The organism is Vibrio sp. Vb1980, assembly GCF_033338615.1.
Taxonomy (GTDB): domain Bacteria; phylum Pseudomonadota; class Gammaproteobacteria; order Enterobacterales; family Vibrionaceae; genus Vibrio; species Vibrio alginolyticus.
This window is the reverse complement of record NZ_JAWOSZ010000001.1, coordinates 1-14153: the sequence shown is the minus strand read 5'-3', so window position 1 is coordinate 14153 and position 14153 is coordinate 1. Positions and strand designations below refer to the sequence as shown.

The window sequence follows — 14153 nt, the reverse complement described above, 5'->3', positions numbered from 1 at the left end:
TATGACTAATATGACCCGTCGCGGATTTCTAAAAGGCACTGGTATGGCGGCTGGTGCAATGGCATTCACTTCATTTGCACCTATGTCTGTTGCGTCTTCTAATGCTCGCGGCAAAGGCATTCTAACGGCGGGCCGCATGGGCCCAATGTTGTGTGAAGTACAAGATGGTAAGTTGGTTTCGACCACCAATGCTCTGCCTCAAACTGTACCAAATAGCCTACAAAGCACCGGTCCTGACCAAGTGCACACTAAAGCGCGTGTTAAGTACCCAATGGTTCGTAAAGGTTACTTGGCAAACCCATCAGCTCCCGAAGGTGTTCGCGGCAGCGATGAATTTGTACGCGTGTCTTGGGATGAAGCTTACAAGCTGATCCACGAACAGCACATGCGCATTCGTAAAGAATATGGCCCGGCTTCTGTGTTTGCTGGTTCTTACGGCTGGCGTTCAAGTGGCGTGCTGCACAAAGCACAAACCTTGCTGCAACGTTACATGAGCATGGCAGGCGGCTACTCAGGCCACTTGGGTGACTACTCAACGGGTGCTGCGCAGATCATCATGCCGCACGTTGTGGGCTCTATCGAAGTGTACGAGCAACAAACCACGTACCCAGTGGTGCTAGAGCACAGTGATGTGGTTGTGCTTTGGGGCTTAAACCCAATCAACACCTTAAAAATCGCGTGGAGCTCAACAGACTGTGCTGGTCTTGAGTTCTTCCATCAATTGAAAAAATCAGGCAAGACGGTCATTGCGATTGACCCTATTCGTTCTGAAACCATCGAGTTCTTTGGTGAGAATGCGGAGTGGATTGCTCCTCACCCAATGACCGACGTGGCAATGATGATGGGCATCGCACACACCTTAGTGAAACAAGGTAAGCACGATAAAGCCTTCCTCGATAAATACACCGCAGGTTACGACAAGTTTGAAGCGTACCTGATGGGCGAAGAAGACGGCGTAGAAAAATCAGCAGAATGGGCATCAAAAATCTGTGGCGTACCTGCGAAGCAACTTGAGTTACTGGCTGATATCTTCAGTAAAAACCGCACCATGCTGATGGCGGGTTGGGGCATGCAGCGCCAACAATACGGTGAGCAGCGTCACTGGATGCTGGTTACACTGGCAACGATGTTGGGTCAAATCGGTTTACCGGGCGGTGGTTTTGGTTTCTCTTATCACTACTCAAACGGTGGTAACCCTGCTCGTGATGCTGGCGTACTTCCTGCGATTTCGGCATCACTGGGTGGTGGCTCTTCTGCGGGTAACGACTGGGCGGTGTCTGGCGCGGTGCAAAGCTTCCCTGTGGCGCGTATTGTCGAGGCGTTGGAAAACCCAGGTCAATCCTACCATCATAACGGTCATGAACTGACGTTCCCGGACATCAAGATGATTTGGTGGGCAGGTGGTGCGAACTTTACTCACCACCAAGACACCAACCGTCTGATCAAAGCGTGGCAAAAGCCTGAGCTGATCGTGATTTCAGAGCCTTACTGGACGGCGGCTGCGAAGCACGCGGACATTGTTCTGCCAATCACCACATCGTTCGAGCGTAACGACTTAACGATGACGGGTGACTACAGTAACCAACACTTGGTGCCAATGAAGCAAGTGGTTGAGCCGCAAGGTGAAGCGCGTAATGACTTCGATGTATTCGCGGACATGGCCGAGATGCTAGCTCCGGGTGGCCGTGACGTATACACCGAAGGCAAAACTGAAATGGAATGGCTGTACGGCTTCTACAAGGCGGCGCAACAAGGTGGCCGTGGCTCTCGCGTAGCAATGCCGAACTTCAGCAAGTTCTGGGAAGATAACCAACTGATCGAGATGAAGTGGAACGAGAAGAACGCACAGTTTGTTCGTTACGCAGATTTCCGTGAAGACCCGATCATGAATCCACTCGGTACACCAAGTGGTAAGATCGAAATCTTCTCGAAAACCATTGAAGGTTATCAGTTGGAAGACTGTCCTCCACACCCAACGTGGATGGCACCAACCGAGTACACTGGCAATGCAAAAGACGGCGAGTTGCAGCTAATGACCGCGCACGCAGCGCATCGTCTACACAGCCAGTTTAACTACGCGAAGATTCGCGAAGAGTACGCAATTGCAAACCGTGAACCTATTTGGATTCACCCTGAAGATGCGAAAGCGCGTGGTATTAAAATGGGCGATTTAGTTCGTGCGTTTAACAACCGTGGCCAAGTATTGGTTGGCGCAGAAGTGACTGACCGAATCAAGCAAGGTTCAGTGTGTATTCATGAAGGCGGCTGGCCGGATCTGGATCCGAAAACCGGCATTTGTAAGAACGGCGGTTGTAACGTGTTAACGTTGGATATTCCGACCTCTCGACTTGCAAACGGCTGTGCGGCGAACTCGGCACTGGTTCGTATTGAAAAATACACTGGCCCAGAATTAGAACTAACAGCGTTTGAACCACCAAGAAATGGTTAGAAAAAAGTAGCGTTTTATAGCAAGAAGCCAGCGAATCGCTGGCTTCTTTTTTATCTAGTAATCGTTCACATTAGCGCGAAGCGAGAGAAACAAATGGCATCTGTTTCTTAATCTGAAATGTCGGGAGTAAAGTAAATACAATCGCGACAAACAAGACTGAGCCTATTAAATCTTCAGGGCGATGCATCCCCAGCCATAAGCGGCTATATGCGACGCTCATTCCCCACATCCATAATGACAGTGCAGAGATATAGCACTTGTTCTGTAAGAACAACCCGCCAAAGAAAGCCAAACAAATCGAAACGAAAATCGTATGGCCGGATGGGAAAGAATAGTCTTTCTCGCCTTGCCAATGGCGCGTTCGCCAATCACTGACGTGTTCAGAAATCTGGTTAATTACGTTGGCTTGCTGCTTTGTATCCAACTGATAAAACGCTTCTGGGTGCTCAATCAATTGCTCTGCAGCAAGCAGTTCGGCGTAGGGACGCGGGCTTTCTGTCATCAGTTTTAGCCCCGTTTTGCTGGCAAAACCAATCACAAGTAACAACCCTAACATTGAGAGTCTTTGTATCCACTCAATGCGACTTGGTTTAAAGCGAAATAAAGAAAGCAGTAGCAGTGTTAACGTAATTAAAAAGCCTTTGCTGCCAGCAGAATCTGTGAGCAAAGTAAAAGTAATACCCAGACTTTCAGGCACCTGTGAAGTGAGATTGTGATAAGAGCCAAACAGCGACATTGGGATGATGCCAAGAACAAACAAGGCGAGCATCATCAATCCATATTTTTTGGTTTTCATTGAGAGCGTTTTGTTTTTATTGAGGGTTATTCAACCACGTGAAAATAAGGGGCTTATCTTACGTTATCTGGCGTGAAAAACTTATCAACGCTCTGTCAATTTGACGAGAGAATGAAGGTTGAGTGATGAATTGATGACATTTATCCGGAGGGTAAAGGCGCTCATCCTTAAGCGTTGGGGTCTTAATCCATCAGAGAAAGTAAGTACTCTGCTGCTTTGGTTGGGTTTTCTGCATGACAAATGGCAGAAACCAAAGCCAAACCATGCACACCTGTCGCACTCAGGGCAGGAATGTTGGTTTCGTTGATGCCACCAATCGCGACGATTGGTAAGGGCGTGGTGTTCAGCGCCATCTTCAAACCTTCAATACCCCAGTGTTTTTTGGTGTTGGTTTTGGTAGGTGTAGCGAATATCGCACTCAAACCGATGTAATCAATGGGCAGATAACCCGCCTCTGCAAGCTGCTCTTCATTTTCGATGGATAAGCCGAGGATTTTGTTTGGTCCAATCAACTCACGAGCGATATTTGCTGGCATGTCTGATTGCCCGAGGTGAACCCCATCTGCATCAACTGCCAGTGCGACATCAACACGGTCATTGATGATTAAAGGCACATCGGTATCTTTAAGGATGTCTTTCACGGCTTGAGCACGTTCGATAAACGCACGCACATCGCCGTGTTTTTCGCGGACTTGTACCATGGTCACGCCACCTTCCACGGCTTTTCTCACAACACGCTTTAGTGTGGCTAAATCTTGTTGGTCATCGGTGACCAAATATAAACGATAGGCGTTCATTTTGTTTCCTTTGGGCCTCTCATCTAGATGAGAGGCCGGTATTTGTTAGAGAAAAGCTTAGCTCACTTGGAGTTTTAGGCGTTTTGCCAGCGTTTCTTCGTCCAACTGGTAAAGCTCATCCAACAGGTTCATTTGCAGGCTACCTGGGCCGCGAGCTTGTTCCGCTGCAATCTCGCCAACAACGCCTAGTACCGCCGCAGCAGCAAGCCCGGTGTTATCACCAACTGCAGCAAAAGCACCCGTCAGTGCCGTTAGTGTACAGCCCATTCCGGTTACGTATGGCATCATCTCGTGACCATTGTTTAGCTGCACAGTTTGCTCTTTCGTGACGATGTAATCAGTCTCGCCAGAAATCACTACACTCGCGCCATACTCTGAGACTAAGAAGTTCGCTGCGCCAAGTGCTGCGTCGCTGCTGTCTAGTGCATCGACGCCTTTACTTTGTGCTTGCTCGCCAGCGAGAGCAATGATTTCTGAAGCGTTACCTCGGATGATGAGTTTATTTGCAAGGCGTGCGATTTCACGTGATGTCTCGGTACGCAGTGAACTTGCTCCACAACCGACGGGGTCGAGTACAACGATTTTACCGTTGGCATTGGCTTGCTCTACGGCATCGCTCATACGTGGTGTCCAAACGCTGTCTAGGGTACCGATGTTGATAACCAGTGCGCCAGCGAACGACATCATCTCTGCCATCTCTTGTTTGGAGTGCGCCATGATTGGAGAAGCGCCGATCGCTAATAGTGCGTTTGCTGTGTTATTCATCACCACGTAGTTAGTGATGTTGACGACTAACGGCTTTTGCTGGCGTACTGCGGTTAATGCTTGGGTGATTTGTTCAATTAACATGAGACTCTCCGATTAATCTTGCTGAGCGTTTAGACCTTGTTGCCAGAATGCCACTTCCATACGCGTTGCAGTTTTGAATACCTGAATCAGGTTTTGACCACGCTGACTATTGATATCGATTTCCGCCAATAACTGATTAAAGTGTTCTGCACCTTTTGCGACACCAGATTGGAATTCCTCACCACCGTAGAGGTTGATCCAACTTGCGTATGGGTTACCTTCGAGCACAGTGCTTTCGTCTTCAATCAGCATCTTACCGATTACGGCATAACCGATAGAGCATGGTGCTAGTGCCGCGTATAGATCAACAAGATCGCCCGTCATGCCAGCATCTAATACGTAACGGGTGTAAGCCACAGTGCCGAAATCTTCTGGCTCGTTTTCTAAGTCGGATTCTGTCAGTCCCCATTGCTCACAGTAAGTCACGTGGTGGGCGATTTCAGAATCGAGCAATGCGTGTACGCTTGGTAGGGCACGGCGCATGTCATCCAAAGTACGTGCTTTGTAGATCGCTAATGCGTAAGCTCGTGCGTACTGCTTTAGGAAAAGAAAATCCTGCTTTAGGTAATGCAGAAAACAAGGCTGAGCCAGAGTGCCTTGCGCCAATTGCTGCACGAAAGCATGCTCAGTGTATTCTTGCCAATCTTGGCGGCAAGCGTCGATCAAATCTTGGTATTTCATTATGAGTATCTCGTTATCAAAAGACCCTAGGCTTAGGTCCTAAGGTCAGTAGAATTAGTCAAAGCTCGGTACGTAATCTTTCGCTTTTGGCAGTGTTTCGATGATGTTTTGTGAATACATGAACTGCGCATAATCATCGTAGCGTTTCAGATCTACTGCGGATGGACGAAGAGCGAAACGAGTTAGCGTGTCGTTCCAAGCGCGTTGGTTAAGCTCGTTGTTGAGCGTGTCTGGTGAATAAGCCACGAACTCTTTCCACGACTCTTTTGGATGGTTAACGATGTAAGTGGTCGCTTGCTCTAGTGCTTTGTTGAATGCCTTGATGGCTTCTTTGTCGTAGTTTTTTGCATTGGCTACGAAGACTAACTCGTCATACGCTGGCACGCCGTGTTCTTCAGGGAAGAAGGCCTTAGCTTTATAACCTTCTAGTGCCAGTTGGTTGGTTTCGAAGTTACGTAGACCGCCCCAAATCGCATCCACCTTGCCAGACGCAAGAGACGAAGACAGCGCCCAACCTACGTTGATGATTTGTACGTCAGAAAACTTCACGTTTTCTTGCGCTAGCATGGTGCCGATTGTCGCTTCTTCGTTGCCTGCGATCGCAATACCGATCTTCTTGCCTTTCAAGTCGCCAAGGTTTTCATTCTTACCGTTATCCAGCACCATCAACGTGTTGAGTGGCGTAGCAATCAAAGTCGCAGAGCGGATTAGTGGCAAACCCGCCGCGACATCGATAGTTAGGCTTGGTTGGTAAGAAATCGCCATGTCGACTTTACCCGCCGCGACCAACTTAGGTGGCGTGCTTGGATCTGCCGGCTCTTGAATGTTGACCTTCAAACCTTGTTCTTTGAAGTAACCACGCTCTTTGGCAATCACGATAGGACCATGATTTGGGTTGACGAACCAATCCAACATCAGTGTCATCTCTTTTTCTGCTGCAAGCACATTGGTTGATACCACTGAAGCGAGTAGAGCAGCAGCGCTCATAAGTTTGTTTTTATTCACGGGGTTCTTCCTTTTCTTTCCCAATTTTCTTTGGTTATTTTCTGTAATTATTTGCTTTCCCAAGGGATGGCTTTTTTCAATAATTTATCGGTGATGAAGTAGAGTGAGATAGACAGCACGGCTAGGATAAACAGCGCCGCAAACATCTCATCAATGATCATGCGAGCGTTGGCTTGGAGCATCAGATAACCCAAGCCTTCACTTGAACCTACCCACTCACCGACCACTGCTCCAATTGGCGCAATAACGACGGCAACACGAATACCTGAGGCTAAAGTTGGTAGGGCGGCTGGCAATTGAATATGACGAAGTAGCTGCCATTTAGACGCGCCCATGGTCTTGGCAAGATCGAGGTAACCTGTTGGTGTATTGCGTAAGCCGTCATAGCAACATGTCGTGATGGGGAAAAAGATGATGATCGCTGCCATGACGACTTTCGATGCAATACCGTAACCCAGCCAAAGCATGAGCACTGGCGCGATGGCGAACACAGGGATCGCTTGGCTAGCAATCAGAATAGGCAATAACCAACGCTTCAGCGGCTCGAACATCAGCATTTGCAATGCGAACAGCAAACCCATCGATAATCCAAGCGCCAAGCCAAGTAAGATCTCTTGCGCGGTAACCCAAGTATGTTTGAGCAAGACATCGTAACGAGTGACCAATCTATCCAGCACTTCAATTGGTGAAGGTAAGATGAAGCCTGGCATGTCGAATACCACCACAACCAACTGCCACAATCCCAAGATCACCGCAGTGCTGATTACCAAGCGCAGAGCTGGATGGGTCACGGGTTCTTTTTTACCAATACGTGCCGAAACGGAGTTGTACTGAGTCATATCACTCATAGTCTTTCTCCAATTGATCCAAAATCGCTTGTTGAAGCGCGGCGCACTCTCCATCGAGAACTCGTGGTGGCTTGGAATCCGGAACAACCAAGTGCTGAGCTTGCGCAGGCGTGCCTTGCAGTACATAGAGTTGGTGAGCTAATCGCACCGCTTCTTGTGGGTCGTGGGTAATAAGAACAACGGTTTTATCTTTCAGTAACTCGGCAGACAAGGTTTGCAACTTATGGCGAGTAACCGCGTCCAACGCAGAGAAAGGCTCATCCATCAGAACCAGAGGCTTGTCTTGCATCAGAGTGCGAGCAAGGGCAACACGTTGTCTCATGCCGCCAGAGAGCTGAGCTGGCTTAGCATCCGGGTAATCGGCGAGTCCCACTTGGCTGAGTAAAGTCAGTGCACGTTGTTTATTTTGTTCTGGTGCTTGCTCTTGAGAAAATCGAGAACTGAGGCAGACGTTGTCTAACACATTCAACCACGGCAGCAACAAGTCTTGCTGCGCCATGTAGGCAATACGCTTGTGTAAGGTGATGCCATCCGTGGTCGTTAACTCGCCATGCCATTCGACTTTGTCGTCTAACAAACCCGCTAGATAACGAAGGATCGTCGTTTTTCCGCAGCCACTGCGACCAAGTAACACTGTCCATTGATTAGCAGGAATAGTCATACTCAACCCTGCTAGCGTTGGTGTTTGGCTGTCTTTGTATCGCAGACTAGCATCGGAAAGCTGAATGCCAATCGCGTTAGCGAACATAAGTATGACCCGCAAAAAAGTGGTTCACAGGGCCATGGCCTTTACCTACATCCAATTCATCAGCGTGCGCGATAGCTTGGCTGATGTACTGCTTACCCAGGTGCACCGCTTTGTGTAGGTTGTTGCCTTGGCCAAGATAAGACGCAATGGCGGAAGAAAGTGTACAGCCTGTGCCATGGGTGTTTTTGGTTGGAAATCGCTTGGCGCTAATTAACTCGGCACTGTCTTGCATGATAAGCAGATCGTTGCTGTTTTCATTTTCTTCAAGGTGACCGCCTTTGAGCAGAATAGCTTTGGCGCCAAGCGCACGAAGGTCGGTAATCATATCGTTCATTTCAGATTCTGATTGAGGCATTGGCTTACCCGTCAATGCTGCGCCTTCGGGTAGGTTAGGGGTAATGATGTCTGCGAGCGGAATCAATTCTTCTTTTAAAGTGCTGATTGCCGACTGTTCCAGTAATAGATCGCCGCTGGTGGCCACCATTACAGGGTCAATCACGAGGTGTTTTGGCTGGTATTGTTTAATTTTGTCAGCAACGACTTTGATGATGTTGGAATCGGCCAGCATGCCCACTTTTACTGCAACGATGTTGAGGTCGGTGAATACCGCATCGAGTTGACTCTCTACATGGTCGAGAGGAATTGGGAAAATCGCAGAGACGCCTTGAGTGTTTTGTGAGGTGATGGCGGTAATCACTGAGCAGGCAAAGCTACCAGTTGCGGACATCGCTTTGATGTCAGCTTGAATACCTGCACCGCCACCACTGTCTGAGCCCGCGATGGTCAATACGATAGGGGTAGGCAAGGCTGGCGTTTGATGTGAATGAGGTTGTGATTGCTGCGTCATGGTCGCTCCTACTACAAGACGTATAGGAACTGACTTTGACCATTGCAGATAGATCGATTTTTCGATCGCTATCGCTTACCTAAGAGGGGCGACGAAAGGCAAAGTGTGCATAGTTCCCTACGTCAGTGCTAACTGAATCAGGTTCAACGGGTCTCGAATTTCGATCTCAGCCAACACTTGTCGTGTGGCCCCCCGACTATTTCGTTCGGATGATAGCAGGACCATTGCGGAAGGGATACGTTTTTTGAGCGTAATTATAATGAGTATTCAATTATGCGAGGTGAGTGATAAAGTAAGCACCTAAATGGTTTGCTGGGTGGAATTTACTAGTGCAACGCTCTGGTGAATGAGCAGAACCTGGAATATTTAATAAATAATCGTGGTCTCGTTAAGCAAGGATTAGCACAAAACAAGGTTAAAAAACTGTTAAAATTTAACGTGTTGCCAATTTAACTTTGTTGAACTTTTTCACAGTTAATTAGGAAGGCTAAGACGATCATCGAGCAAGGAGACTTCATGCTTAATTCTGTAACAGCGAAGTCAGTGATCGATCATGCGCTCTTTTTGGGGGCTGATTTCGCTGAACTATTCGTTGAACATCACCAAACCAACACTGTCCAGATCGCATCTGGTGAGGTGGACAAGGTTAACTCGGGTATCGATTTTGGTATCGGTATTCGTCTCTTCTTCGGTCATAAAGTGCTTTACGGTTACACCAACAGCACAGATGAAACTGAACTTAAACGCGTAACCTCACTGCTTGCTGCAAAAGATAAGCGTGAGCAAATCGCGTCAGCAGGTTCTCTCAATCTGAACCGCTACCCAATACAACATGGTTGCCGCATGCCGCTAGGTAAGGATGCTAACCTAGATTCAAAAATCGCGTTTCTATTGAAAGTTGACCAAGCAGCACGTGCAGAGAGTGAACATATCAGCCAGTTTATTGGCAGCGTGCTTCAGCGCGAACAGCAAGTGTCTATCTTCAACTCAGAAGGCCTACACGTTGACGATACTCGCCACTACATTCGTGTTGCTGGTAACACTGTCGCGCAAAAAGGTAATGAGCAGTCTTCTGGTATGGAAGGTCCTGGCGCTCTTGCTGGTTGGGAATTCAGTGAACAGCTTGATGCCAAAGAGCTAGGTCAAACTATCGCGCAGCAAGCGTTAGTAAAACTTGGCGCGGATGCTTGTCCATCGGGTGAAATGCCGGTGGTGATTGGTAACGGCTTTGGCGGCGTTATCTTCCATGAAGCATGTGGTCACTTGCTAGAAACCACTTCAGTTGCGAAGAAAGCATCAGTCTTCCACGACAAGATGGGCGAAATGGTTGCTCACACCGCAGTGAATGCAGTCGATGATGGCACCATGACCAACGAATGGGGCTCGATTCACATTGATGATGAAGGTATGAAGACTCAGCGCACTCAACTGATCAAAGACGGTAAGCTAACCAGCTTCATGGTCGATAAAATGGGTGGCATGAAGACAGGTTATGAGCCTACGGGTTCTGGTCGTCGTCAAAACTACAAGTTCGCACCAACCTCGCGCATGCGTAACACCTTTATCGAAGAGGGCGAGCATTCACTTAATGACATGCTGGCAGGCATCGAACGTGGTATCTATGCGAAGAAGATGGGCGGTGGCTCTGTTCAACCGGGTACGGGGGAGTTTAACTTTGCTGTTCGTGAAGCCTACCTCATTGAAAATGGCAAAATCACCAAGCCTCTGAAAACAGCAACGCTGATCAGCACGGGTCCAAAAGTGTTGAAAGAAATCAGCATGGTCGGCAAAGACATGGCGCTTGCGCCGGGCATGTGTGGTTCCGTGAGTGGTTCAGTACCAACAACTGTCGGTCAGCCAACGCTGAAAGTAGATAACATTCTGGTAGGAGGCGGTAACTAATGAGCCAAGAACAACAACTTCTTAATGCGGTTGATTACGTCCTATCAGAAGCAAAATGCCAAGGTGCAGAAGCGGACGTCATTGTAAACCGTAACAGTAGCTTTTCTTTGAAAGCGAACCAAGGAAAGCTGGATGAGTACAAAGTAAGCTCAAGCCAAGTTCTGGGTGTTCGTGTTGTGAAAGATGCGCGTGTTGCAACAAGCTATTCTGAGTCGTTAGAGCAACCAAGCTTGGATTTGATGCTGACCAACGCACTGCAAAGCGCTCGCTTTTCCAAGCAAGATGAACATCAGACGATTAGTTGCGTGAACAGTCAAATCGCGACTGATGTTGCTGAGATTGCGCAAGAAGATACAACTTCTGTTGACGAAAAAATCGAACTGTCTCTCGCTCTTGAGCAAGGCGTAGTGGCTCTGCCTCACGCCTCTAGCGCACCTTACAATGGTTACAGCGATGGCGAAACACAACTGATCATTGCCAATACTCAAGGCACATTGTGTCAACACTTCGAGCGCTCGTTCACTTGTTACGCGTATACCTTGTTTGAAAAAGACGGCAAACAGTCAATGGTGGGTAGAATGTCACTGGGTCGCCGTTTTGATGAGTTGAATCCAGCTTACTGTATCGAGGGTGGCTACAACCTTGCTCGCGATCTTCTTGAAGGCGCACCGGTTGCGACGGGTAACTACCCTGCTATCTTCCACATCAATGCGCTAGCAAGTTTATTCGGTGCTTTCGGCAGTGCTTTCTCTGGCGTAAGCGCGATGAAAGGCATTACGCCACTGGGTGACAAGCTTGGTCAACGTGTTGCGAGTGATTTAATTACCTTTACTGATACGGCTTACATGCCAAATGGTATGGCAATCGCGAGTTTTGATAGTGAAGGCTTCGCTACTCAAGATAATGTCATGATTGCTAATGGTGAGTTGAAAACCTTGCTACACAACAGCCAGACCGCAAGTTACTTGGGCGCAGTCTCGACAGCAAGTGCCGCTCGCGGTGCAAAATCGAGCCTAGACGTATCAGCGAATCACAAAGTGATTGCGACGGGTAACAGCAGTGCGTCAGAAGTAAAAGCGGGTGAGTACCTAGAGTTAGTCGAACTTCAAGGTGTCCATTCTGGTGCGGATGCAGTGAGTGGTGATTTCTCATTTGGCGCGAGTGGTTTCTTGTGCCGTGATGGTAAGCGCATTCAACCAGTTCGTGGGATCACGGTAGCGGGTAACTTCTACAATATGCTGCAAGAAGTTGAGGCAGTAGGTGATACTCAGCTAATTAACGATAGCCGAACTTTCTTCTCGCCAGACGTTCGTTTTGCTCGTTTGAGCATTGGTGGTAAGTAAACTTAGCATTACTATAGAAACAAAAAGAGGACTCAATAGAGTCCTCTTTCATTATCTAGCAACGTGTGCGCGAATAACTAGAATTCGCGTATGTCCAACTCATTGTGGATCAATACTACACACTGAGAAGCGAAAAGCATCTTAGGACCTAAGCTGATCTTCTCTGTGCCAAGGCGCTTTAAGCTGTTAAAAGACTTTTTCGGCATCGGTATATGGTCAGTTAGCAAGAAACATGGATTTTCACCAATTTCTGCATCACGAACAAATTCGCCTTTCTTATCCAGCATATATAGTTGGTGATCTTCTGCCAGTTCTTGTACTAGGCGTTCAAAGCTCACTGTACGAACGGTAATACCAGGTTCGACTTCACGAAGTTGCTCTTTACCCATACCAACCGAAGCATCCAAAGCGCGAGCCACTGCTGCAATCAAGGTTGACTCATGGAAGCCGCCAATGTTGGTGATGTCGTTGGAGCGAATAGTAATGGTGCGTGAGAAATCTTTTGTGCTTTCTAAAACCAAGTGAACAACCACATCTTCACGGTGTGATTGAGCAACGAACATCGTGTTCATCATGGTATGAGCAAGAATCTCTGTATGCGCTTCATTACCAACACCTTCTAACAGTGCTTTGCTGGTGGTTGGCGCCGCGCGAGCTCGTAAAACAAAAGAGCGCATGAATTTAGCCTCTATATAGGAAGAGTGAATGCGCGGAAGTATATACCCAAGCAGGGAAGGGATGCGAGTTTAATAGCAAATGTGAACTTACTTACAAAGCTTCGATTGTGGAGCTGGGTGTGCTGGCTAGAATAGGAGGCAACCCTGTTAGGAGTGGTATATGGAAATCAAACAGATAAATAAAGACATTTATAAAAAGAAAGTAAACCTTGTGATTGGCGGTTTTGTTGCGTTGCTCGCCATCTCCTCTCTTGCCTTTAGTACCTTGTTGATTGTTTTGTTTGGCAACACTGAAGTCGTACCAGAACAATCAACGGGCAATTTCCATTGGAATTTGATTGGTGTCGTTCTCGCAGTTGCAACTTCCCTCTCTTTATTGAATCAAATTAAAACTCGACCATACATGGAAGAAGTGCTGTACGTTTGGAAACTCAAGCAGCTGCACAACAAGATCTTTCGTAAACTAAAAAGCATTAAAGCAGCCGCGAACAATGGCGATGTAAAAGCGCTGACGATCCTTAAGTTCTACTATACGACTCAAAGTCAGGTGTTTGAGCTAGACAACAACACACTGACGATGAGCAGTGTAAATAAAGAATTGGAGGCTATCGAGCAAATCGAAGCGGCGCAATCAATGAGTCTCGATATCACAGGCTTTGAAGAGTCTTGGCTAGACACATATTGATTGCCTATTTGCTACTTGAAGTTAACAACTGAGTGCTAAAAATAAGCGTTTGAGTGATATTTAATCATTCGACGCTTTTTTTTGATTTTTTTTCTGAAAAGGGGTTGCCAAGAAAAATCATCTCCCTATAATGCGCCTCCGTTGTCAGGGCAAAGCGGAAACGCAAAAGCGGTTGGCAAGAAGGCGAAAGAAAACTTCTAAAAATTAATTTAAAAAAGTGTTTGACACTGAAAATTAATTCCTTAGAATACGCCTCCGCTTCGATAGCAAAGCTTACGAAGCAAGCTCTTTAACAATATAGACCTATCAATCTGTGTGGGCACTCGTTGATGATAATCCAATTAGATATTTCTTTCTTAACGGAAAGCGGTATCAAATTAGGTTTCAATGAAACGAAGTGACCATTGAATCGAAAGATTCAGCACAGTCAATTCAAACATTACTTATGTAATGTTCAGTATTCATTGAGCCGAACAAAATCTTAAATTGAAGAGTTTGATCATGGCTCAGATTGAACGCTGGCGGC

The 14153-nt window shown here is 47.3% G+C and carries 12 protein-coding genes, 1 pseudogene and 1 riboswitch; of the genes and pseudogenes, 4 read left to right on the top strand and 9 right to left on the bottom strand.

Annotated features, from left to right (window positions below; all coding sequences use genetic code 11):
• The first annotated feature begins 1 nt into the window (after position 1).
• On the top strand, positions 2-2449 hold the full coding sequence (locus R7F64_RS00065) for a trimethylamine-N-oxide reductase 2 (RefSeq protein WP_318071347.1): 2448 nt from the start codon (positions 2-4) through the stop codon (positions 2447-2449).
• Positions 2450-2519: 70 nt separating this feature from the next.
• Here R7F64_RS00065 and R7F64_RS00060 read toward each other — a convergent pair whose 3' ends face one another.
• From R7F64_RS00060 to thiD, 8 genes and pseudogenes are all read right to left on the bottom strand, one after another.
• A complete protein-coding gene (locus tag R7F64_RS00060) occupies positions 2520-3245 on the bottom strand; it encodes a phosphatase PAP2 family protein (protein WP_206949219.1) in 726 nt (241 codons plus the stop codon).
• 182 nt (positions 3246-3427) lie between these two features.
• Complete coding sequence (gene thiE, locus R7F64_RS00055) at positions 3428-4042, bottom strand: thiamine phosphate synthase (protein ID WP_137282890.1); 615 nt, start codon at positions 4040-4042, stop codon at positions 3428-3430.
• Between the two features lie 57 nt (positions 4043-4099).
• On the bottom strand, positions 4100-4891 hold the full coding sequence (gene thiM, locus R7F64_RS00050) for a hydroxyethylthiazole kinase (protein ID WP_318071346.1): 792 nt from the start codon (positions 4889-4891) through the stop codon (positions 4100-4102).
• A gap of 12 nt (positions 4892-4903) precedes the next feature.
• On the bottom strand, positions 4904-5572 hold the full coding sequence (gene tenA, locus R7F64_RS00045) for a thiaminase II (RefSeq protein WP_053304011.1): 669 nt from the start codon (positions 5570-5572) through the stop codon (positions 4904-4906).
• Positions 5573-5626: 54 nt separating this feature from the next.
• Complete coding sequence (locus R7F64_RS00040) at positions 5627-6577, bottom strand: ABC transporter substrate-binding protein (RefSeq protein WP_005374293.1); 951 nt, start codon at positions 6575-6577, stop codon at positions 5627-5629.
• 47 nt (positions 6578-6624) lie between these two features.
• Positions 6625-7359, bottom strand: a pseudogene (locus R7F64_RS00035) (ABC transporter permease); the annotation flags it as partial.
• A 58-nt stretch (positions 7360-7417) separates the two neighbouring features.
• Positions 7418-8173, bottom strand: coding sequence for an ABC transporter ATP-binding protein (locus R7F64_RS00030; RefSeq protein ID WP_017634350.1), 756 nt, complete (start codon positions 8171-8173; stop codon positions 7418-7420).
• Positions 8163-9020 carry a bifunctional hydroxymethylpyrimidine kinase/phosphomethylpyrimidine kinase gene (gene thiD, locus R7F64_RS00025; protein WP_047102518.1) on the bottom strand — a complete coding sequence of 286 codons (858 nt, stop codon included), beginning with the start codon at positions 9018-9020 and terminating at the stop codon, positions 8163-8165. The genes R7F64_RS00030 and thiD overlap by 11 nt, the downstream gene beginning before the upstream one ends.
• Before the next feature lie 97 nt (positions 9021-9117).
• Positions 9118-9225, bottom strand: a riboswitch (TPP riboswitch).
• 311 nt (positions 9226-9536) lie between these two features.
• Between thiD and R7F64_RS00020 the strand changes: the two genes are divergently transcribed.
• Together R7F64_RS00020 and R7F64_RS00015 are read left to right on the top strand one after the other, a co-directional pair.
• The gene (locus R7F64_RS00020; RefSeq protein ID WP_054702131.1) at positions 9537-10922 is read left to right on the top strand and encodes a TldD/PmbA family protein; all 1386 of its coding nucleotides are present in this window, start codon (positions 9537-9539) and stop codon (positions 10920-10922) included.
• A complete protein-coding gene (locus tag R7F64_RS00015) occupies positions 10922-12265 on the top strand; it encodes a TldD/PmbA family protein (protein ID WP_318071344.1) in 1344 nt (447 codons plus the stop codon). The genes R7F64_RS00020 and R7F64_RS00015 overlap by 1 nt, the downstream gene beginning before the upstream one ends.
• A gap of 77 nt (positions 12266-12342) precedes the next feature.
• On the opposite strand, the gene trmY is transcribed toward R7F64_RS00015, so the two are convergent.
• Positions 12343-12942: a tRNA (pseudouridine(54)-N(1))-methyltransferase TrmY gene (gene trmY, locus R7F64_RS00010; RefSeq protein ID WP_017634347.1), complete on the bottom strand. Its 600-nt coding sequence runs from the start codon at positions 12940-12942 to the stop codon at positions 12343-12345.
• A 160-nt stretch (positions 12943-13102) separates the two neighbouring features.
• Between trmY and R7F64_RS00005 the strand changes: the two genes are divergently transcribed.
• The gene (locus R7F64_RS00005; RefSeq protein ID WP_033907183.1) at positions 13103-13627 is read left to right on the top strand and encodes a DUF3087 domain-containing protein; all 525 of its coding nucleotides are present in this window, start codon (positions 13103-13105) and stop codon (positions 13625-13627) included.
• The last annotated feature ends 526 nt before the right edge of the window (positions 13628-14153 follow it).

Excerpts from the sequence above, each read along its gene's own strand:
- R7F64_RS00065 (WP_318071347.1), top strand. The coding sequence starts at position 2 with ATGACTAATATGACCCGTCGCGGATTTCTAAAAGGCACTGGTATGGCG.
- R7F64_RS00060 (WP_206949219.1), bottom strand. The coding sequence starts at position 3,245 with ATGAAAACCAAAAAATATGGATTGATGATGCTCGCCTTGTTTGTTCTT.
- thiE (WP_137282890.1), bottom strand. The coding sequence starts at position 4,042 with ATGAACGCCTATCGTTTATATTTGGTCACCGATGACCAACAAGATTTA.
- thiM (WP_318071346.1), bottom strand. The coding sequence starts at position 4,891 with ATGTTAATTGAACAAATCACCCAAGCATTAACCGCAGTACGCCAGCAA.
- tenA (WP_053304011.1), bottom strand. The coding sequence starts at position 5,572 with ATGAAATACCAAGATTTGATCGACGCTTGCCGCCAAGATTGGCAAGAA.
- R7F64_RS00030 (WP_017634350.1), bottom strand. The coding sequence starts at position 8,173 with ATGTTCGCTAACGCGATTGGCATTCAGCTTTCCGATGCTAGTCTGCGA.
- thiD (WP_047102518.1), bottom strand. The coding sequence starts at position 9,020 with ATGACGCAGCAATCACAACCTCATTCACATCAAACGCCAGCCTTGCCT.
- R7F64_RS00020 (WP_054702131.1), top strand. The coding sequence starts at position 9,537 with ATGCTTAATTCTGTAACAGCGAAGTCAGTGATCGATCATGCGCTCTTT.
- R7F64_RS00015 (WP_318071344.1), top strand. The coding sequence starts at position 10,922 with ATGAGCCAAGAACAACAACTTCTTAATGCGGTTGATTACGTCCTATCA.
- trmY (WP_017634347.1), bottom strand. The coding sequence starts at position 12,942 with ATGCGCTCTTTTGTTTTACGAGCTCGCGCGGCGCCAACCACCAGCAAA.
- R7F64_RS00005 (WP_033907183.1), top strand. The coding sequence starts at position 13,103 with ATGGAAATCAAACAGATAAATAAAGACATTTATAAAAAGAAAGTAAAC.